Source organism: Pseudomonas sp. zjy_15 (genome assembly GCF_043101865.1).
In the GTDB taxonomy this organism is placed as follows: domain Bacteria; phylum Pseudomonadota; class Gammaproteobacteria; order Pseudomonadales; family Pseudomonadaceae; genus Aquipseudomonas; species Aquipseudomonas putida_Y.
Genome location: NZ_JBICII010000107.1, coordinates 49,994 through 70,209 on the forward strand (window position 1 = coordinate 49,994; position 20,216 = coordinate 70,209).

Consider the following 20,216-nt stretch of genomic DNA (forward strand, 5'->3'; position numbering starts at 1 on the left):
ATCGGCGGTTGGACACAAATCGGCGGTTGGACACAAATCGGCGGTTGGACACAAATCGGCGGTTTGACACAAATCGGTGGGTGGGCACATATCGGCGGTTGGGCACAGGCCGTTGTAGGAGCGGGTTCACCCGCGAACACCGGCGCAGCCGGTGCCACGCAAAGCGCCGCCTGCTTCGCGGTTTGAACCATTTGATAAGACCAAGCGGTTCAGCCCCGACCACCTCAGAAAAGCTCGACCGCCCACAGCGTATCTACAGGGCGCCACGCCACGTAGTTGCTCACCAACGAAGGTCTCGCTGCCCCGCCAGGGCCTGCGGCCCGAGCCATTGAGCCCCACGCAACAATGGCGTCAACTGCGCTTCAGGCTGCAGCTGGAACACCACCTGCGCCCGGCGCCCTGGCAGGTCGGCATCCACGGCCAGTTGATGTTGCCCTGGCTGCGCCAACTGCCCGCGCAGGTGCCAGCCACTGCGGCAATCCATTTCCAGCCAACCGTGCCCAAGGCCAAGGCCAAGGGACCAAGGGTCGCTCAGAGCCAGGTCGGTTACGATCACGCGGCCTTCACTGGCTTGGCATTGGCGCCCTGCCCCCTGCATCCTCACCCCCCCCTGCCACTGGCCGGCCAGGCGGTAATCCGTCGAGACCGTCGCCAAAGCCCCCTTGGCTGATGCCTCCAGCCGCCACTGCCAAGGCCAGCCTTCTGCGCGCAACTGCCAGGCCTGGCCCTGGAACCCGACTTGCGCATTCACCTGCAAGCGCCAGGGCTGCAGCGTCCAGCGCAAAGGCCCGACCGGCCCCCATTGTTGTGCCTGCCCTTGCCAAAGGCTTCCGCCGACATCACGTACCGGCAGGCCGAACGCACGCACCACCCAATTGGCCGGAAGCTCGATAAACAGCGTGAGCACGAATACCAATAGCACCCAGGCCATTGCTGCACTGCGGCTCATGGCTGCACCACCAGGTCGAATCGCAAAGCCTTGCCCTGTTGCTCCAGCCCCCATTGCAACGGCAATGCGCCTTCTGCACGCAGGCTCTGCACCCAGCCTTGCAGCATGCGCTCATCGGCCACCTGCCCCCGCAGTTGCCAGGCCTTGCCTTGCGTATCGACTTCGATCAGTTCGACCCCACGGGCCTGGGCCGACTGACGTAGCCGCTCCAGGTTCAAACCGGGCCCGCCTTGCAGGCTGGCCGCCTGTTCGGCCAGCACACGCCACTGGCCAAGCACGCGCCATTGCGCAATGCCTTCGCGCAGGGCCAGGAAGGCCAGCAGCAGCGCGATCAGTCCCCAGGCGAACGTGAAGCGATGACGCTGTAGCCAGTCGCGGTTCATGAGGCTGCTCCCAGGTCGAAGATCACTTGGCCATCTTGAACCTGCACTGTGGCGCCAGCGGCAGCCGCCATATCACGCCATGGCGGCGCACTGCCCTCGCCCTGCAGGTGTAGGTGCCAACGCTGGCCATCGAAGCGCACCGCTTGCAGGCGCAAGCCGGGATTGTCACGCAGCCAGGCCTGCAAGCGAGCCTGCAGGTCGTCTAGCTGGCGTGTACGCAGTTGCTGCTGCAGTACGCTCTCGCGCAGGCGCTTGAGGACTTGTGCCGCGTGTCGAGGGCTGGCCTGCTCGCCGGTCACGGTAAAGACCTGACTGCGCCAGAGTTGCGCCTGGCGCCATTGCTGGCTCAACCACAGGCCACCCCAAACGGTGGCCAGCACCAGGCAAGCTGCCAGCAGCCGCTGCTGCTGTCGGGACGCCGCCGGCAACGAGCGCACCTTGCGGATGCGTTCGAACAGACCGGGTAATGTGTCGAGCGGCGCAAATACGGTGGGCCAGTTGCCGCTCAGCGACGTCTTGTGCAGCCCTGCCCACGGTGGCTGCGGTACCCCACCCAAGGCATCAGGCCAGGCCAGCCAGTGTTCCTGTCCGTCTTCGGCCAGCCCTTTGTAACAGGACATGCCGGGCATACGCTGCCATTGCCAGGCGCATCCTGGCTCGGGCAGCGGCAGCAACTGCAGCTCCGCCCAGCAGCGCACTACCTGCAAGCCCCAGGCGGCACATTGGCCACGCCATTCATCCAACTGCTGGCGCGCCACTACCAGCAGGCGAAGGTGCCCGGGTTCACGGGCCAGGCAGGCACAGGCCACCTCATGCGGGGCCTGCAGCAAGCGATCCTCAAGCAACAAAGGCCATTCTTCGCGCTTGAGCACGGGCGGGGCCGGCACGCGAAAATGGCTGCAGGCCTCGGCAGGCAGAACCAGCGCAACATGGGCCTGCGGGTTTGCCGGTGGCTCACCCTGCCCCTGGCTTTGCAAAATACCCTCATGGACCAGCGCCCAGTGCCAGACAACACCCGGGCGCAGCAATAGCCACGCCTGCGCCGGCGTACGCCGCCGCCATTCAAGTTTCATGAGCGCCCCCATGGGAGGGCGAAGGTGCAGACATAGGGGGCTCCATCACGCAGCAGTTCCAGACGCACACCACGGCCTGGGTGTACCGGTTGGTCAGAAGGCCAGGCCAGCCAGCGGCCGCCCTGGTAGTACAGAACGTTCATGGCGCTGACCTGGTCGAGTCGTTCGCGCTCTACCCAGCGCGGGGCGACGGCGGCGTACAAATCGGCCGAGCTTTCCAGCAGCAGGCGCTGCTCACGGACCTCGAAGCGCAGTCGCTGGCGTTGCAGGCGCGAGCCACCTTCGGCCGCCGGCAGGCCGGTGCTGGCGACCCACAGCAACTGGTTGCTGGCGGGTTGCCAGTCCAGCCATCGGCTGGCCAGCGGCAAACGCTGGTCGTAGACACGGCGCAGCACCGGGCTGTCAAAGCGCCGCTCCAGTGCCAGACAAAAGTCCAGCACCGAGGTTTGCTGATTGGTGTGCTGCAGGCGTTCGCGCACCTTCAGCCAGCCGTTGACCAGCGCGGCGAGCATGATGCCGAGTATGGCGGTCAGCGCCAGGGCGACCATCAGTTCGATCAGGGTCAGACCTGCCTGACGGCGTTTCATGGGCGCTCCAGAAACACGGTGTACTGGCCCAGTGGCAGACGCTGATCGTGGTCGGCGAACAATTGCAGTTCGCCACGGCGCAGGTCACGCACGCCGGTGCGGCGCAGTTGCAGTTGCCAGTGACACAGTTGGCCACCTTGGCCAAGCTTGCCGGCCACCTGGTTTTCGGCAGGCCAGTACTGCTCGACAGCAAAGCGGGCTTGCAGCTCACGCGCGCACAACAGGCCAAGGCGGTGCTGTTGCAGGTTGTCCTGAACGGCCAGCCGCTGGCGCAGTACCTGGCTGGTGATGACTGCCAGCACGGCGGCAATCGCCAGGGCCACGGTCACTTCCAGCAAGGTGAAACCACGCTGACGCTGCCTCATGGCGCCACCGCCACCCGCAAGTGACCATTGCGGCGCCAAGCCCATTGCTGGCCGCCATCAGCCCAACGCCAACGCACACTGCCCGACTGTGCCCAGCCATGCGGCGTGAACAGCAGGCGCGGCTGCGGGCTCGGGGGCCAGTCCGGGTGAAGGCCCTTGGGCCAGTCGCCGAGCGCGACCTTTTCAACGATCCAGTCATTGCCTTGGCGGCGGACGAACTCCGGGCGCTGGCCATTCCAACGCAGCCCGCGCAGTTGCCCGGCATGCCGGGCCAGCGCGGCCTGGCCGCGGACCTCGGCCGCCAGCCGTTGCAGGGCCTGCTCGACACGGGCCTGGCCGTTGCCGAGGCCAGCCACCGCCAGCCCGGTCATCAGCCCAGCGATGGCCAACACCACCAGCAGCTCGATCAGACTGAACCCATGCTGACCGCGCACCGGTTACAGCGCCCAGTTACCCAGGTCGGCATCCTGGCCTTCGCCACCCGGCATGCCATCGGCGCCCAGCGAGTACACATCGACCCGGCCATGTTCGCCGGGCATGCGGTACTGGTACGGGGTGCCCCATGGGTCTTCCGGCAGGCGACGCACGTAGCCATCACTGCGCCAGGCCCGAGGCAGCGGCTCCTGAGCCGGCTTTTTCACCAGCGCGACCAGGCCCTGTTCGTTGCTGGGGAAGCGCAAATTGTCCAGACGATACATGTCCAGCGCCTGCTCCAGGGTGGCCAGGTCGGCCATCACCTTCTGCTTCATGGCCTTGTCCTGGTTGCCCAGCACGCTGGGCGCCACCACGGCAATCAGCAGGCCGATGATGAAGATCACCACCATGATTTCCATGAGGGTGAAGCCGCGTTGGCGGTTACGTCGATGCTGCATGGCAATACTCCTTGTCGTCACAATTGCAGGCCCTGGTTGAGTTGCATGATCGGCAGCAGCACCGCCAGCACGATGAACAGCACCACGGCGCCCATCACCAGGATCATCAGGGGTTCGAACAGCGCCATGGCGGTATCGACCTGGCGGGCAAAGCCGCGCTCCTGGTCGTCGGCCACGCGCTCGAGCATGTCCGCCAGGGTGCCACTGGCCTCGCCGCTGCCGACCATGTTCACCAGCAGCGGCGGGAATTGCTGGCTGGCATCCAGCGCTCGGTGCAGGCTTGTGCCGCCCTGCACGTGCTGGCGCACCTGCTCCATGGCCAGGCGGATACGCCGGTTACCAATGGTTTCAGTGGCCACCTGCAAGGCTTCGAGCAGGGCCACGCCACTGCCACTGAGAATCGCCAGGCTGCGCGCCAGGCGCGCGCTTTCCAGCACCTGCAGCAGGTGGCCAATACGCGGCAGGCGCAGCAGCAGTTGGTCGCGACGCAGGCACCAGTGCGGTTTGCGCAGCAGCCAGCCGCCCAGCACCCCGAGCAACAGCGCCACCCCTAACAGCCAGGGCCCGGCTTGCACCAGCCCCTGGCTCAGGCCGATCAGCAACGAGGTGATCAGCGGCAGGCTTTGCCCGGCGTGGGCGAATTGCTCGGTGAGTTTGGGCACGACGAACGTCATCAGGCCAATCACCACTGCCAGCGATACCCCCATCAGCACAGCGGGGTAGATCAGCGCAGTACGGGCCTTGTGTTGCTGGCGTTGCACCTGCTCCAGGTGGTCGGCCAAGCGGGTCAGCACCTGGGCCAGGTGCCCGGAACGTTCGCCGGCCTCGACCAGTGCGCAGTACAGGCCGGTAAACGGTGCGCCCTGCCGGGCCAGGCTGCGGGCCAGGCCCAGGCCTTCGGCCAGCGAGCCGCGCAAGGCCACCAGCACACTGTGCAGGGCGGGCTGACGCAGTTGCCGTTCAAGGGTGGCAAGGGCATCGACCAAGGGAATACCGGCCCCGGTCAAGGTGGCCAGCTGACGGGTCAGCTCACACAGCTGGGCGCGGCTCAGGCGCTGGCGACGGGGTTGTCGGCTGCCGGCTTCATGACGCTGCAACTGGCGGGCGAACAGGCCCTGCTCGCGCAACAGCTGGCGAGCGTGGCGTTCACTGTCAGCCTGCAGGCTGGCCTTGTGCGATTTGCCGGCGAGGTCAACGGCCTGGTAGCGATAGGTCGGCATGTCTTAGCCCTGTACCACGCGCAGCACTTCGGCCAGGCTGGTCTCACCGCGAGCCAGGCAATCGCTGGCCATCGCCACCAGGCTTTGGCGCCGTTCAGCCAGGTAATCCTGCATGGCCAGCTCACTGGCGCCGTCGTACAACAGGCCGATGAGCCCAGCGTCCAGTTCGATAAATTCGTACAGCCCCAGTCGCCCGATATAACCGCTGCCCTGGCACTGCTCGCAACCCACCGCGTGATAAGTGCTGCCCAGCGCCGCCAGCTCGGGCCACAGCTCGCGCTCGGCAGCCTGCAGCGGGTGCGCCACGGCACAGTTGCACAAACGCCGCACCAGGCGCTGGGCCAGGACGCCGCGCAGGCAAGAGGCGATCAGGAAGGGCTCGATGCCCATGTCGCGCAGTCGGGTCACTGCGCCTACCGCGCTGTTGGTGTGCAAGGTCGACAGCACCAGGTGGCCGGTGAGGCTGGCCTGCACGGCGATCTGTGCAGTCTCCTGATCGCGGATTTCGCCGAGCATGATCACGTCAGGGTCCTGACGCAGGATGGCGCGCAAGCCACTGGCAAACGTCAGCCCCGCACGCGGGTTGATGGCGGTTTGGCCAATGCCGGCGATGGCGTACTCCACCGGGTCCTCGACGGTGAGGATGTTGCGGCTGCCATCGTTGAGGCTGTTCAGGCTGGCGTACAGGGTCGTGGTTTTGCCCGAACCGGTCGGCCCGGTGGACAGCACAATGCCATTGGGACGCGCCAGGCAACCGCGCAGGCCCTGCAGTACCGCTGCCGGCATGCCCAGGTTATCCAGCGCCAGCAGGCTGGCCTGCTTGTCGAGCACGCGCATCACCACCCGCTCGCCATGGATGCCGGGCAAGGTCGAGACCCGCACGTCCACTTCGCGCCCTGCTGCACGCAAGGTGATGCGGCCGTCCTGGGGCTGACGCTTTTCAGCGATGTCCAGGCGGGCCATGACCTTGATCCGTGATACCAGCATGGCCGACAACGCACGTGGAGGACGCAGCACCTCACGCAGATGGCCATCGACCCGCAGACGCACCACCAGGCTCTGCTCGAAGGTCTCGATATGGATGTCCGAGGCGCGCAGCCGCAGCGCCTGGCCGAACAGGCCGTTGATCAGGCGGATCACCGGGGCTTCGTCGTCGCTTTCAAGCAGGTCTTCGATGCGCGGCATCTCGCTCATCAGGCTATCCAGGTCGACCTGGTCGCCGATGCCTTCGATCAGCGCTTCGGTGGCGGCATCGCCGGCCTGGTACAGCTGGCCAAGGCGCTCGTCGAACAGCGCAGGTTCCAGGTATTCGAGCAGGCTTGGCTGGCCATGCACACGCAGCAACTCCTGCAACTGGGCATTGTCGGCGTCGGGCCGCAGCCATAGCTGCCAGCCCTGCTCCGCCGGGGCCATGGCCACTCCGCTCTGCCGTGCCTGGCGATAGGGCAGCATCACCAGTCACCGCCTTCCAGGCGTGCGCGGCTGGCGGGGAAGACCTGCAACAGCCGCGTGCCCTCTGCAAGGTCCGGCAACTGCAGCGGTGTGGTCTGCTGCAGAGTGCGGTACTTGGCTTCACTGAGGCCCGCCAGGCTCGGCCCGTCGCGCAGGATACGCGGGCGGATGAACACCATCAGGTTCTGCTTGGTGTTGCGGGTGGCATCGGAGCGGAACAACCGGCCAAGGTAAGGAATGTCGCCGAGCAGTGGCACACGCTGGTTGCTGGTACTCAATTCGTCGCTGATCAGGCCGCCAAGTATCACCAGGCCGTTGTCCTCGACCATGACCTTGGTCTTGATCTCGCGCTTGTTGGTGATCACGTCGCTGGCCGAGCTGGTGTCGGCAATCGACGACACCTCCTGGACGATGTCCAGGCGCACGCTGTTGTCGATATTGATCTGCGGCTTGATGCGCAGCTTCACCCCGACTTCCTTGCGCTCGATGGTCTGGTACGGGTTGGCGTTGTTCTGGGTCACGGAGCCGGTGACGAAGGGCACTTCCTGGCCGACCAGGATCGACGCTTCGGCGTTGTCCAGGGTCAGCAAGGTGGGCGTGGACAGCAGGTTGAAGCCGCTCTTGCCCTTCAGCGCGTTGACCAGCATGGCGAAGTTGAAGCCACCACCGAAATGGCCGATGCCCGCCGTGGCACCGGTGGTGGTGGACAACAAATCGCCCAGGGCCTCGTTGTCGCCACTGGCGGCGGCGCCGGCAATGCTGGCGATATTCACCCCGTTACTGCCGAAGTTGACGATACCGGCACCGAACTTCTCGTCGGCAAACAGCCACTGCACGCCCAACTCCTGGGCGCTGCTGTCGGACACCTCGGCGATGATCGCCTCGACCACCACCTGGGCACGGCGAATGTCCAGTTGCTCGACAATGGCCCGGTACGCCGCCAGCTCGCTGTCGGGGCCAACCATGACCACGGCATTGGTACCTTCTTCGTATTCCAGGCGAATGCCCGGGCCACCGGAAGCTGCCATCACCGGCCGATCCTTGCTCTCTGCTTCACCCGCGCCTTCAGCCGGCACCGCACCTTCCTGGCTGAGCCCTCGCAGCACCTTGACCACTTCACCGGCATTGGCATGACGCAGGTAGATCACCTGGGTGCTGCCGCTGCCCGGTGCCTCTTGAGGGCGGTCGAGCTGGCGCAGCAGGCTGGCGATGCGTTCGAGGTTGCTGCGCCAGTCAGTCACCACCAACTGGTGCGCCGCCGGGTACGGTGTAATAACTCCAACCCGTGGGTCGATCAGCGGCTTGAGAATACCCAGTACCTGTTCGCTGGCGGCGTTGCGCACGCTGAATACGCGGGTGGCCACGCTGTCGCTGCCCTCGCCCTGCTGCCCGCCCGCCTCGACTGGCACCGGCTCCAGGCGCGCGGCCTGGTCGGGCACGATCTTCACGCTGCCATTGGGCAGGTCGACGGTGGCATAGCCCTGGGCGCGCAGTTGGGCCAGGAAGATGTCGTAGATGGCGTCAGCGTCGTGCAGGTCGACAGTGCGCACGGTGACCTTGCCCTTGACCCGGGGGTCGACGATGAAGGTGGTGCCGGTGATGCGCGACACGCTGTCGATGAACTCGCCGAGTTCAGTATCGACGAAATTCACCTCGTACATCGGCGTACCGTTGTCATCGAACACCGGCTCTTGGGCATAAGCGACGGACAAGGCCAGGCTCAGCGCAGCCGCCATGCAGTGTCTAACAGGCATCGTTCATCCTTGCCGCTTGAAGCCGGTCACGGCAGGGCGTGGCGGCCAGGGCAGGCGCTCACGCCGCCCTTGGTTGTTGAAAATCAGGCCATCGCTGTCGATGTCCTGCAGCACGATCCCAGGCGCCAGGCGCTGACCGCGGGCCAGGGTGCGTACTTGCTCGCCGTAGCGCAGCACCACCACACTGGAGGCCAATGGCTGGGCCTTGAGCCCGCCGAGGTATTGCAGCGGCAGACGGGTGATGGCAATGGCGCCGTCGTCGGGCGGCGCTTGCCAGTGACCGACCATCAGCCCGGGCAGCGGGCTGCCGGCCGCCGCAGGCGCCATGGCCGGTTGTGGCTGCCGGCTCATCTGCAGCACACACTGCGCAGACAGCCAGCCGGCCAGGGTCAGGCCAGCGCCGGTGAGCAGACGCGAGGTGGGCATCACGAGGCCAACTGCCGTGGATGCCAGCCTGGGTGCCCCTGCACGTAACGCACTTCGGGCAATTGCAGCGGCGCCAGTTGCCAACCGTCAGGCTGGCGGGCGAGCCAGGCCTCGACCCGCTGCCACAGAGGCTCGCCGGCCTGGCTTTCGAATTGCAAGCCAAAGGTGCGGCACAGGCCCTGCACCGGCTCCAACCCAGTGATGCGCTTGCCTTGCGGGCTGTAGCTGACGCTCCAGGCCTGGCCCTGCCAGCGCGGCAGGTCCTGGCTGTTGTCCAGCAGCAGCGGGTCACCGAACAATTGCTCCGCGGCGTTTTCCAGCACTTGCTCGACCTGCCGGGCCGGTGCTTCGACCACTGGCGCCGGGTAGCCACCGGTAAGGCTTATCAGGTGTTCGCGGGTAATGGGCGCCCCCGCTGCCAGCGGGTAGTCATAACGCAGGCCCGGCAGCAACACGGGTACGCTGTTAGCGTCGGCCAAGGCTTGATGCAACAGGCGGTCCCAACTGCCGCCACGGGTATCGCGGCGCCACAAGGCCTGGGGCGCGCGGGCCAGCGGTTGGTCGAGCCAGGCCGCGTGGCCGGCCCGTTGCTGGCGCAGTTGCGCCTGCAATTGCGCGACACGCAGCTGCGCGGCAGGCGCCAGTTGCTGTTCAAAGGCCGGGAAAAAACGCCCATCGAACTGCCACTGGCCGGCCACACGCTGGCAGCGCAGGCGGAAGGCACCGCTGCCCCGGCAGCCGGCAAACAACACCGGCACGCGGCGACCGCTGGCCTGGGTGACCTCGACCGGTGCCGGCCACAGGTCCTGACCACGGGCACACAACAGCACGTCGATTTGCGGCACCCGTTCAGCCAGCCACAGGCCGGGGCCCGTGCCTGCATCGGCCATGGCCACCACCAGGTCAGCCTCGCGCCGGGCTTGCTCGAATACCGGCAGCAGTGACTGGTACCACTGTTTAAGAGAGGCTTTCTGGTCCTGTGCGTACGGGTCGGTCACGCCAACCACTGCAATACGGGCACCACCGCGCTCGAAAATATGCAGGGCTTGCACGCCCAGTGCCTGGCGTTGTGCGTCAGCCAGCCCGGCGCCGAGGGTAATGGCGCTGGCCTGGCGATACAGGCCCGTGCTGCGTTGTGGCCACAGCACACGCTCGTCGCTGCTGACCCGCGCTTCGATGCCCAACAGCTGGCTGCCTTGCACACCACTTTCGCCTTGGGTCAGGTAGGCCAGGCCACTGCCATTCCAGCCCTGGCCGTTTTCCAGGGTCAGGCTGTTACCCGCACCGGCCTCGCCACGCAGTTGCTCCAGCAACGCCGCGAGCACCGCATAACCGCCCAGCTGGGCTGTCGTTGCCTGGCGGGCATCGAGCAGCGGCGCCAGTTGCGGGTAGGCGATACTGGCGCTGCTGCCGGTCATCCATGGCGCACGGCCCAAGTGGCTGACCGGCCCCAACCGGGTTGCCGGTACCACCGCCTGGCCAGGCTGGCGGGCATCGAGGGTATCGGCGACGTACAGCAAGTCGAGCTGGGCGTTGCCACCCTGCTGCCCTGGGAAGGCTGTGCAGGCGCCGAGCAGCGGTGCCAAGGCACCGATACCCATCCAGCCGATCACTTCGCGCCTGTGCACACTGCTCGCCATCGCATCGCCATCCTTATCCACGTCCATTCAGGGCCCCGGATGTTGCGGCGTTGGCATTACAGTTTGATGGCAGAAATCCGACAGCAATTCCAATTCGATCTTTAGAAGAGCAATCCAAGAACCGGAAGTTTTAAAAGCTCGTTAACATTTCTGCCAAGGAATCATCACACTTGCGCCTTACAGTCGCGGTTTCTTCCAACTCAGCCAACATAAGGACAACCTGATGAGTCGAGATACCGGCGACAACCTGGACCGGAACCAAAGCGGCAACCTGCCGATGGCCAACGTCATGGACGCCTACCTGAGCCGCCGCAGCGTGATGCGCGGCAGCCTGGGCGCCGCCATCGCCATGATCGCCGGTACCGGCCTGACAGGCTGCTTCGACGGTGGTGGTTCCGATCATGATGATCCGGTCACCGAGCCACCGGTGACCGAACCGCCAGTCACCGAGCCGGAAGTGCCGAAACTGGCGCTGGGCTTCCAGTCCATCCCAGGCTCGCGCACCGACGCCTGTGTGGTCGCCGCCGGCTATAGCGCCTATGTGCTGGCGCCTTGGGGTACGCCGCTGAACAGCAATGGCAACCCGTGGAAGTCCGACGGCAGCAACACCTCGACCGACCAGGCCAACGCCATGGGCATGCACCACGACGGCATGCACTTCTTCCCCATCAACGGCAGCTCGGAAGACGGCCTGCTGGCGATCAATTTCGAGTACATCGACACTGCCGCCCTGCACCCGGCCGGCCCCACGACCGATGTCAACGGCAAGCGCCCGGTTGAAGAAGTGCGCAAGGAGATCAACGCACACGGTGCTGGCGTAGTACGCCTGCAGAAAATCAACGGCCGCTGGCAGGTGGTCGACAACGACCCGCTGAACCGACGCTTCACCACTGCTTCACGCATGGAAATCACCGGCCCGCTGCGTGGCACCGACCACGTCAAGACCAAATACTCCACTGCTGGCACCCACTGCCGTGGCACCAACAACAACTGCGGCAACGGCTATACCCCGTGGGGCACCTACCTGACCTGCGAAGAGAACTGGCCGGGCATCTTCGTCAACAAGGGCACCCGCCCCGAGGACCAGCGCCGCATTGGCGTGGGCACCTCCAGCGGCCAGTACAAGTGGGAAAGCGCTGCCGGTGACGCCAGCGAAGTGGACGACGAATTCGCCCGTTTCGACGTTACCGTCAAAGGCGCCAGCGCCACCGACGACTACCGCAATGAAGCCAGCACCTACGGCTACATTGTCGAAATCGACCCGTACAACAGCAGCACCCTGGCCACCAAACGCACCGCGCTGGGCCGCTTCCGCCACGAGGGCTGCGCCCCCGGCCTGCCCGTCGCCGGCAAGCCGCTGGTGTGGTACATGGGTGACGACTCGAACAACGAGTACCTGTACAAGTGGGTGTCCACCGCCGTGTGGGACCCCGCCGACGCCACCCCGGCCGACCGCCTGGCCACCGGCGCCAAGTACCTCGACCAAGGCAAGCTCTACGTGGCCCGCTTCAATGCCGACGGCACCGGCGTATGGCTGCTTCTGGACGTGGCCACCGCCACCACGGGCGGCAGCACCCTGGGCGCGCTGTATGGTGACCTGCCGGGCATCATCCTCAACACCCGTGGTGCTGGCGATGCCGTGGGTGCAACGCCGATGGACCGCCCTGAATGGACGACAGTCAACCCGCTGAACGGCGATGTGTACCTGACCCTGACCAACAACAGTGCACGCACCCCGGACAAGGTCGATGCAGCGAACCCGCGCGGCCCGAACCGCCACGGCCACATCATTCGCTGGCACGACAGCGACGACCAGCTGAGCTTTAACTGGGACATCTTCGTGTTCGGCGCCAACGCTGCCGGTACTGCCGACATCAACCGCTCCGGCCTGACCGAACTGAACCAGTTCGCCAGCCCCGACGGCATGAGCTTCGATAGCCGCGGCGTGCTGTGGTTCGAGACCGACAACGGCGAAAGCACCTTGACCGACTACACCAACGACCAGTTGCTGGCAGTGATCCCTACCGACCTGGTGGATGCCAGCGGCAAGCAGGTGCCGGTGAATGCACAGAACCAGGTGGACTTGCGGCGCTTCTTTGTCGGGCCAAATGGTTGCGAAGTGACGGGGATTACCTTTACCCCGGACAACAAGACGCTGTTCGTCAACATTCAACACCCGGGGAACTGGCCGTATACCGACAAGGCGACCGATGCGACGCCCGCTGGAGCTACCGTACGGCCGCGGGCTTCGACGGTGGTGATCCAGCGTATTGATGGCGGGGAGATCGGGACCGTTTGATCCTGTGCCGGTCAGCCAACTTTTGCTGGCTGTACCGGCCTCTTCGCGGGCAAGCCCGCTCCTACAGGGATCCCACGGGTTTCAAAACCGGCGTAGGGGCGGGCTTGGCCGCGAAGGCACCCGTGAACGTTACCAGGCTATCGGCTCCCGGCTACGCACCCGCACTTGCTGCGCGGGTACTCGGGCATGCCATTGCACCACCCCCAGCGCTTCCACCTGGAATTCGCTGCGCAGCACCCGCCCCTCTTCCTCGAACGACAGCTGCAACAGAAAATGACCGCTGTTGAGCAGCAGCCCTTCGCTCAACCGCTCGAACGTTTCGTCATCCACCGCCCCCAGCGCCTGGCGCAGCGCCGCGGCATCCACGTACCCCGAAGCCGGCCGACCGCTGATGATGCGGCTGAGCAGCGAGCGCGAATAGCGTCCTTCGTAGAGCGCTTCCAGCAACGGAAGGTGCTCCAACCCCAGTGCATTGGCGTTCAGGCGCCAACCGGTGACCTGAGGCAAGGCGCACAGCATCGGGTAACGCGCTTGGCGGTTGGCATCCGGCTCCAGCAACAGGTTCAGCTCGCTGGTGTCGAGCATCGGCTGGTTGGCTGCCAGCCGTGGCGGTTGCTGGCGCAGGTACTGGGCGCTCTCGGCGCCCTGCAGGCGGGCATCACTGTCGGCATCGAGCCAGTCGGCCAGGGCATCGACCAGGCGCTCGGCCGCCATGTCATTGCCCAGCAAGTAACGCAGCTGGCGCTCGGCGCGTTCGCCGTCGGCGCCGAGCAATGCGTTTACATTGAAGCAGGTGTGCTGGTCGCGTACCTGCAACTGAGCCTGACCAGCGCCAAAATCGTATTTCAGCGGCTGCCCACGCAAGGCTTGCCAGAACAGCGGGCTGAGCCGCCAGGCGGGGTCACGCAGGGCTTGCCCGGCATAGGCCAGGCCGGCCTGCTCCATGGCCCGCACCTGCACCCGCTGGTGTAGCAGGCGCACTTCGTCGACCTGACGTCGGCCATCCTCCACCAGCCAGGCCATGCCCGCCGCCAGCATTGCCAGCACCACCATCACCATCAGCAGGGCCGCACCCCGCTGTTGCCTTCCACCCATCCGTGCGTGCCTCGCTCGCGGAATAAAAACGCCAGTCAACACGCGGGGTGTTTCAGCTAGATGGCAATGCCTGTTCGTCATGTGCACGTCATCTAGGCAAGGCAGGATTGCCCTTCCTTTTCATGACCTTACAGGAGTGGTCGCTATGGGTGGCATTGGAATCTGGCAACTGGTGATCGTACTGCTGATCGTGTTCTTGCTGTTTGGTACCAAACGCCTGAAGGGTCTGGGTAGCGATGTGGGCGAGGCGATCCAGGGTTTTCGCAAGTCCATGGGCGGTGACAATGACGCCAACGCCGCTGGCCAGGCGCAAGTGCAGCAACAGTGCCCGCTGAACGGCCAGGCTGCTCAGCAACCTCAAGCGGACCGCCAGGCCTGATGTTCGAGGTAGGCTTCAGCGAGTTGCTGCTGATCGGCGTCGTCGCGCTGTTGGTGCTGGGCCCCGAGCGCCTGCCGGTGGCAGCCCGTACCCTCGGGCGCGGCCTGGGCCAGGCGCGCCGGGCCATGCACGCCTTGCGCACGCAGGTGGAGCGCGAAATCGAGATGCCCAACCTCGACAAGGCACCTTTGCAGCGCCTGGAACAGGAGATCCGCCAGGGCATCAGCCTGAACGCGGCGCCGGCCAATGATGCGGTCACGGCCGCGCTGCCCAAGGAAAATGCTTCATGAGTATTGCCATGGACCCTGCGGCGAGCATGCCGCTGACCGAACACCTGCGCGACCTGCGCAAACGCCTGGTGCGTTGCCTGGCGCTGGTGGCATTGGTGTTTGCCGGCCTGTTCCCCTTCGCCCAGACGTTGTACACGCTCATATCCGAGCCGCTAAGGCGCTTTTTGCCGGAAGGCGCGAGCATGATCGCCACCAGTGTCACCTCGCCCTTTCTGACACCGTTCAAGCTGACCGCGATGTGCGCACTGTTCCTGGCCATGCCGCTGCTGCTGCATCAGGCCTGGGGCTTTCTGGCGCCGGGGCTGTACCGCCGTGAACGGCGCATTGCCCTGCCGCTGCTGGTATCGAGCATCGTGCTGTTCTATGCCGGCATGGCATTCGCGTTCTTTCTGGTGTTCCCGATGATGTTCGGCTTCTTTGCCAGCGTGACGCCGGACGGCGTGGCGATGATGACCGATATCAGCCAGTACCTGGACTTTATCCTGGCGCTGTTTCTGGCGTTCGGGCTGGCGTTCGAGATCCCGGTGGCGACGTTCATCGTGGTCTGGGCGGGGTTGGCCGATGTGGCCACATTGCGGCGCAGCAGGCCCTACGTGGTCGTCGGGTGCTTTGCGGTGGGGATGATTCTGACACCGCCGGATGTGTTTTCACAGACGATGCTGGCAGTGCCGATGTGGGTGCTGTTCGAGGTGGGGTTGCTGGCTTGTGGAATGTTGAAGCGGCCGGAGCCAGGCAAGGAGATTGTGGCTGGATTGTAGGGCCCTTTCGCGGGCACGCCCGCTCCCACAGGGATATCACAGGTTCTGAAGATTGTGATATCCCTGTGGGAGCGGGCGTGCCCGCGAATAGCCGTGATGCGTTCTAGAACTCGGCGAGCCGCCAGACTTCATAGGCTGGCGTCTCGTACGGGTGGCTCTGCTTGAGCGCAGCGACAACCTGGGCCACCAGCTCGTCAGCCACCACCAGCTCCACCTTCCATTCCTCAACCACCTCGACCTGGCCCGCTTGCCCGAGGAACGGCTGGCTACCGTCCAGCGGGCGGAACTGGCCCTGGCCAAGGGTTTGCCAGGCGCAGTGGTCATAGTCACCGATGCGCCCGCCACCAGCGGCGAACACAGCGACCTTGACCACTTCGACATGGCTGTCGGGCACGAAGAAGGCGAGCTTGTACACCCCTTAGTTCACCCACACCCGCGCATTGCGGAACATACGCATCAGCGCGGCATCTTCCTGCCACTCGTCCGGGCGCCAGGAGTTCTGCACAGCGCGGAACACACGCTCCGGGTGCGGCATCATGATGGTCACGCGGCCGTCGCGGCTGGTCAGGCCGGTGATACCACGCGGCGAGCCGTTCGGGTTGGCCGGGTAGGCTTCGGTGACCTTGCCGTGGTTGTCGACGTAGCGCAGGGCCACGCAACCGGACACATCGGCTTCCAGCAATGCTTCTTCGCTGGCGAACTCGGCATGGCCTTCACCGTGGGCGATGGCGATCGGCATGCGCGAACCGGCCATGCCCTGCAGGAAGATCGAGTTGGACTTCTGCACCTCAACCATGGCCACGCGGGCTTCGAACTGCTCCGAGCGGTTGCGCACGAAGTGCGGCCAGTACTCGGTGCCCGGGATCAGCTCGTGCAGGTTGGACATCATCTGGCAACCGTTGCACACGCCCAGGGCGAAGCTGTCGGTACGCTCGAAGAAGGCCTGGAAGGCGTCACGGGCACGGGCGTTGAACAGCGCCGACTTGGCCCAGCCTTCACCTGCGCCCAGCACGTCACCGTATGAGAAGCCGCCACAGGCGACCAGGCCCTTGAAGGCTTCGAAGTCGACACGGCCAGCGAGGATATCGCTCATGTGCACGTCGATGGCGGCGAAGCCGGCGCGGTCGAAGGCAGCAGCCATCTCGACCTGGCCGTTGACGCCCTGCTCACGCAGGATGGCCACTTGCGGGCGCACGCCTTTCTTGATGTAAGGCGCGGCGATGTCGTCGTTGACGTCGAAGCCCAGCTTGACCGACAGGCCCGGGTTGTCTTCCTCGAGCAGCAGGTCGAATTCCTGGTCAGCGCAGTCGGCGTTGTCGCGCAGGCGCTGGATCTGGTAGCTGGTTTCAGCCCACTGACGCTGCAGCATGCGACGGTCGTCGTCGAACAGCACTTCGCCATTCAGGCTGATGGTCACTTCAGCGTTGTTGACCGGCTTGCCGATCACCGCGACGCATTCTTCACCCAGGCCAGCAGCGCTGAACTGTGCCAGCACGTCCGGGGTAGCATCCTGGCGAACCTGGATCACCGCACCCAGCTCTTCGTTGAAGAGGATGGCCGGTACTTCGCCCTTGCTGTCGGTCAGCGGGTCGAGTTGCAGGTCGAGACCGCAGTGGCCGGCGAAGGCCATTTCCAGCACGGTGGTGACCAGGCCGCCATCGGAACGGTCGTGGTAGGCCAGCAGGTGGCCGTCGTCGTTCAGGCCCTGGATCACGGCGAAGAAGGCCTTGAGGTCTTCGGCGTCGTCGACGTCCGGAGCCTGGGCAGCGATCTTGCCGTAGGTCTGGGCCAGGATCGAGGCACCCATGCGGTTCTTGCCGCGACCCAGGTCGATCAGGATCAGGTCGGTTTCGCCCTTGTCCATGCGCAGTTGCGGGGTCAGGGTCTTGCGGATGTCGGTGACCGGGGCGAAGCCGGTGATGATCAGCGACATCGGCGAGGTGACGCTCTTCTCGACGCCCTCGTCGCTCCACTTGGTCTTCATCGACATCGAGTCTTTGCCGACCGGAATGGTGATACCCAGCTCCGGGCACAGCTCCATGCCGACAGCCTTCACGGTGTCGTACAGGCGTGCGTCTTCACCTGGGTGACCAGCTGCGGACATCCAGTTGGCCGACAGCTTGATGTCGGACAGCTTTTCGATGCGCGAAGCCGCCAGGTTGGTCAGGGTCTCGCCGATGGCCATGCGACCGGACGCCGGAGCATCCAGCAGCGCCAGCGGCGTACGCTCGCCCATGGCCATGGCTTCACCGGTGTAGACGTCGAAGCTGGTGGCGGTAACGGCGCAGTCCGCCACCGGAACCTGCCACGGGCCGACCATCTGGTCGCGGGCAACCAGGCCGGTGATGGTGCGGTCGCCAATGGTGATCAGGAAGCTCTTGCTGGCCACGGCCGGGTGGTTCAGCACGCGCTGGACGGCGCTGTCCAGGTCCAGCTCGCTCGGGTCGAAGTCATCGCCCAGCTCGGCTTCGCGGGTAACCGAACGGTGCATGCGCGGCGGCTTGCCCAGCAGCACGTCCAGCGGCATGTCCACCGGGGTGTTGCCGAAGTGGCTGTCGCTGACGGTCAGGTGCGGTTCTTCAGTCGCTTCACCAACCACGGCAAACGGGCAACGCTCGCGCTCGCAGATGGCCTTGAAGCGCTCGAAGTCGACTGCGCTGACGGCCAGCACATAACGCTCTTGCGACTCGTTGCTCCAGATTTCGTGCGGGGCCATGCCCGGCTCGTCATTGGGCACGTTGCGCAGTTCGAAGCGACCACCGCGGCCACCGTCGTTGACCAGTTCAGGGAAGGCGTTGGAAATACCGCCAGCGCCCACGTCGTGGATGAAGGCGATCGGGTTGTCGTCGCCCAGCTGCCAGCAACGGTCGATGACCTCCTGGCAACGGCGCTCCATTTCCGGGTTTTCGCGCTGTACCGAAGCGAAGTCCAGGTCAGCCGAGCTGGCACCGGTAGCCACCGACGAAGCAGCGCCGCCGCCCAGGCCGATCAGCATGGCCGGGCCGCCAAGCACGATCAGCTTGGCGCCGACGGTGATTTCGCCCTTCTGCACGTGGTCTTCACGGATGTTGCCCATACCACCGGCGAGCATGATCGGCTTGTGGTAGCCGCGCACTTCTTCGCCGTGGGGGGTGTCGATGGCTTGCTCGAAGGTACGGAAGTAGCCGGTCAGGGCCGGGCGACCGAATTCGTTGTTGAACGCAGCGCCACCCAGAGGGCCTTCGATCATGATGTCGAGGGCGTCGACGATACGCTCGGGCTTGCCATAGGCCTTTTCCCAAGGCTGTTCGAAGCCCGGGATGCGCAGGTTGGACACGGTGAAGCCCGTCAGGCCGGCCTTGGGCTTGGCGCCACGGCCGGTAGCACCTTCGTCGCGGATTTCGCCACCGGAGCCGGTGGAGGCGCCGGAGAACGGGGCGATGGCGGTCGGGTGGTTGTGCGTCTCGACCTTCATCAGGATGTGCACCGGCTCCTGCACCGCGCCGTACTGGCGGGTTTCAGGGTTCGGGAAGAAGCGGCCGGCAACGTTGCCGACGATCACCGAGGCGTTATCCTTGTATGCCGACAGAACACCTTCGTTGTGCATCTGGTAGGTGTTCTTGATCATGCCGAACAGGCTCTTTTCCTGAGCCTGGCCGTCGATATCCCAACTGGCGTTGAAGATCTTGTGGCGGCAGTGCTCGGAGTTGGCCTGGGCGAACATCATCAGTTCGATGTCGTTCGGGTTGCGCTTGAGGCCCTGGAAGGCATTGACCAGGTAGTCGATCTCGTCTTCGGCCAGGGCCAGGCCCAGGTCGATGTTGGCCTTGGCCAAGGCGTCGCGACCGCCGGAAAGGATGTCCACCGAGGTCATCGGCTTGGGCTGGGCGTGGCTGAACAGGTCTGCGGCCTGCTCCAGCTGGCCGAGCACACGCTGGGTCATGCGGTCGTGCAATTCGGCGGCGATCAGTTCGGCATCAGCGTCGCTCAAGGTGCCGGCCACGTAGTAGGCGATGCCGCGCTCCAGGCGCTGGATCGACTGCAGGCCGCAGTTGTGGGCGATGTCGCTGGCCTTGCTGGCCCATGGCGAAATGGTGCCCAGGCGCGGTACCACCAGGAACAGACGACCCGTCGGCTCCTGTACCGGCACGCTCGGGCCGTACTTGAGCAGACGGCCCAGCACCTGCTGCTGGTCGGCGGTCAACTCGCCGTCGACATCGGCGAAGTGGGCAAATTCGGCATACAAACCAGTAACAGCGGGGACTTTCTGGCTCAGTTGCTCGAGTAATTTACCGTGGCGAAAGGCAGAAAGGGCAGGAGCGCCGCGCAGGATCAACATCGTCGGGACAGCCTCAGGAAGGGGTGTGCTTAGAGGCCGTGCATTCTAGCCTAATTCGATGGCTTTCGGCACCTGCTCTAAGCCACGCCTGCCGGGCGGCGGAACCGGACTTCGGGGTCAGTTTTCAGAGGTGTCCGGGTTGAGACGAGATCGAGCGCCGCTAGGTGTCCGCCTCAAGACATTCAGTGCCTGGGAGATCGAGCGCCGCAGGTGTCCGCCTCAAGACATTCAGCGCCTGGGAGATCGAGCGCCGCAGGTGTCCGCCTCAAGACATTCAGCGCCTGGGAGATCGAGCGCCGCCCGCGCGGCGCTTCGCGGGTAAACCCGCTCCTACGTTTGTTTCGGGCCAGTCCATC

Annotated in this window: 19 protein-coding genes; 4 read left to right on the plus strand and 15 right to left on the minus strand. The window is 65.2% G+C overall.

Going from position 1 to position 20,216, the window contains the following annotated elements; all coding sequences use genetic code 11:
* Positions 1-280: 280 nt before the first annotated feature.
* From ACF8EF_RS20900 to ACF8EF_RS20955, 12 genes are read right to left on the minus strand one after another with little or no spacing between them, the layout of a single operon-like run.
* Positions 281-949, minus strand: coding sequence for a hypothetical protein (locus ACF8EF_RS20900; protein ID WP_392460667.1), 669 nt, complete (start codon positions 947-949; stop codon positions 281-283).
* Entirely contained in the window at positions 946-1,332 is a 387-nt protein-coding gene (gene gspM, locus ACF8EF_RS20905; RefSeq protein WP_392460668.1) for a type II secretion system protein GspM, read from the minus strand. The genes ACF8EF_RS20900 and gspM overlap by 4 nt, the downstream gene beginning before the upstream one ends.
* Entirely contained in the window at positions 1,329-2,405 is a 1,077-nt protein-coding gene (locus tag ACF8EF_RS20910; protein ID WP_392460670.1) for a type II secretion system protein GspL, read from the minus strand. Before ACF8EF_RS20910 ends, gspM begins: the two co-directional genes overlap by 4 nt.
* Positions 2,402-2,992 (minus strand): type II secretion system protein, encoded by a 591-nt coding sequence (locus ACF8EF_RS20915; RefSeq protein WP_392529337.1) that lies wholly within the window; start codon positions 2,990-2,992, stop codon positions 2,402-2,404. Before ACF8EF_RS20915 ends, ACF8EF_RS20910 begins: the two co-directional genes overlap by 4 nt.
* The gene (locus ACF8EF_RS20920; protein WP_176683675.1) at positions 2,989-3,357 is read right to left on the minus strand and encodes a type II secretion system protein GspI; all 369 of its coding nucleotides are present in this window, start codon (positions 3,355-3,357) and stop codon (positions 2,989-2,991) included. Before ACF8EF_RS20920 ends, ACF8EF_RS20915 begins: the two co-directional genes overlap by 4 nt.
* Positions 3,354-3,791 carry a type II secretion system minor pseudopilin GspH gene (gene gspH, locus ACF8EF_RS20925; RefSeq protein WP_209967748.1) on the minus strand — a complete coding sequence of 146 codons (438 nt, stop codon included), beginning with the start codon at positions 3,789-3,791 and terminating at the stop codon, positions 3,354-3,356. The genes ACF8EF_RS20920 and gspH overlap by 4 nt, the downstream gene beginning before the upstream one ends.
* A gap of 3 nt (positions 3,792-3,794) precedes the next feature.
* Positions 3,795-4,229: a type II secretion system major pseudopilin GspG gene (gspG, locus tag ACF8EF_RS20930; protein ID WP_176683677.1), complete on the minus strand. Its 435-nt coding sequence runs from the start codon at positions 4,227-4,229 to the stop codon at positions 3,795-3,797.
* A 17-nt stretch (positions 4,230-4,246) separates the two neighbouring features.
* The gene (gene gspF, locus ACF8EF_RS20935) at positions 4,247-5,449 is read right to left on the minus strand and encodes a type II secretion system inner membrane protein GspF (RefSeq protein WP_176683678.1); all 1,203 of its coding nucleotides are present in this window, start codon (positions 5,447-5,449) and stop codon (positions 4,247-4,249) included.
* Positions 5,450-5,452: 3 nt separating this feature from the next.
* Entirely contained in the window at positions 5,453-6,901 is a 1,449-nt protein-coding gene (locus tag ACF8EF_RS20940) for a GspE/PulE family protein (protein ID WP_176683824.1), read from the minus strand.
* A complete protein-coding gene (gene gspD / locus ACF8EF_RS20945) occupies positions 6,901-8,637 on the minus strand; it encodes a type II secretion system secretin GspD (protein WP_339443818.1) in 1,737 nt (578 codons plus the stop codon). Before gspD ends, ACF8EF_RS20940 begins: the two co-directional genes overlap by 1 nt.
* A gap of 21 nt (positions 8,638-8,658) precedes the next feature.
* Positions 8,659-9,081: a pilus assembly protein PilZ gene (locus tag ACF8EF_RS20950; protein WP_392460671.1), complete on the minus strand. Its 423-nt coding sequence runs from the start codon at positions 9,079-9,081 to the stop codon at positions 8,659-8,661.
* Positions 9,081-10,721: a lipoprotein UxpA gene (locus tag ACF8EF_RS20955; protein WP_176683825.1), complete on the minus strand. Its 1,641-nt coding sequence runs from the start codon at positions 10,719-10,721 to the stop codon at positions 9,081-9,083. Before ACF8EF_RS20955 ends, ACF8EF_RS20950 begins: the two co-directional genes overlap by 1 nt.
* A gap of 223 nt (positions 10,722-10,944) precedes the next feature.
* Between ACF8EF_RS20955 and ACF8EF_RS20960 the strand changes: the two genes are divergently transcribed.
* Entirely contained in the window at positions 10,945-13,020 is a 2,076-nt protein-coding gene (locus ACF8EF_RS20960; protein ID WP_252459553.1) for a PhoX family phosphatase, read from the plus strand.
* Between the two features lie 129 nt (positions 13,021-13,149).
* Here the strand turns inward: ACF8EF_RS20960 and gspK are convergent, their stop codons facing one another.
* Positions 13,150-14,115: a type II secretion system minor pseudopilin GspK gene (gene gspK / locus ACF8EF_RS20965; protein ID WP_176683681.1), complete on the minus strand. Its 966-nt coding sequence runs from the start codon at positions 14,113-14,115 to the stop codon at positions 13,150-13,152.
* A 145-nt stretch (positions 14,116-14,260) separates the two neighbouring features.
* On the opposite strand from gspK, the gene tatA reads away from it, so the two are divergent.
* The 3 genes from tatA to tatC are packed head-to-tail and all read left to right on the plus strand — an operon-like array spanning position 14,261 to position 15,542.
* Complete coding sequence (gene tatA / locus ACF8EF_RS20970) at positions 14,261-14,494, plus strand: twin-arginine translocase TatA/TatE family subunit (protein ID WP_176683682.1); 234 nt, start codon at positions 14,261-14,263, stop codon at positions 14,492-14,494.
* Positions 14,494-14,784 (plus strand): Sec-independent protein translocase protein TatB, encoded by a 291-nt coding sequence (tatB, locus tag ACF8EF_RS20975; protein ID WP_176683683.1) that lies wholly within the window; start codon positions 14,494-14,496, stop codon positions 14,782-14,784. The genes tatA and tatB overlap by 1 nt, the downstream gene beginning before the upstream one ends.
* Positions 14,781-15,542 (plus strand): twin-arginine translocase subunit TatC, encoded by a 762-nt coding sequence (gene tatC, locus ACF8EF_RS20980; protein WP_176683684.1) that lies wholly within the window; start codon positions 14,781-14,783, stop codon positions 15,540-15,542. The genes tatB and tatC overlap by 4 nt, the downstream gene beginning before the upstream one ends.
* A 103-nt stretch (positions 15,543-15,645) precedes the next feature.
* On the opposite strand, the gene ACF8EF_RS20985 is transcribed toward tatC, so the two are convergent.
* Entirely contained in the window at positions 15,646-15,957 is a 312-nt protein-coding gene (locus ACF8EF_RS20985) for an NGG1p interacting factor NIF3 (protein WP_392460672.1), read from the minus strand.
* A gap of 3 nt (positions 15,958-15,960) precedes the next feature.
* On the minus strand, positions 15,961-19,860 hold the full coding sequence (gene purL / locus ACF8EF_RS20990; RefSeq protein WP_176683686.1) for a phosphoribosylformylglycinamidine synthase: 3,900 nt from the start codon (positions 19,858-19,860) through the stop codon (positions 15,961-15,963).
* Positions 19,861-20,216: the final 356 nt, after the last annotated feature.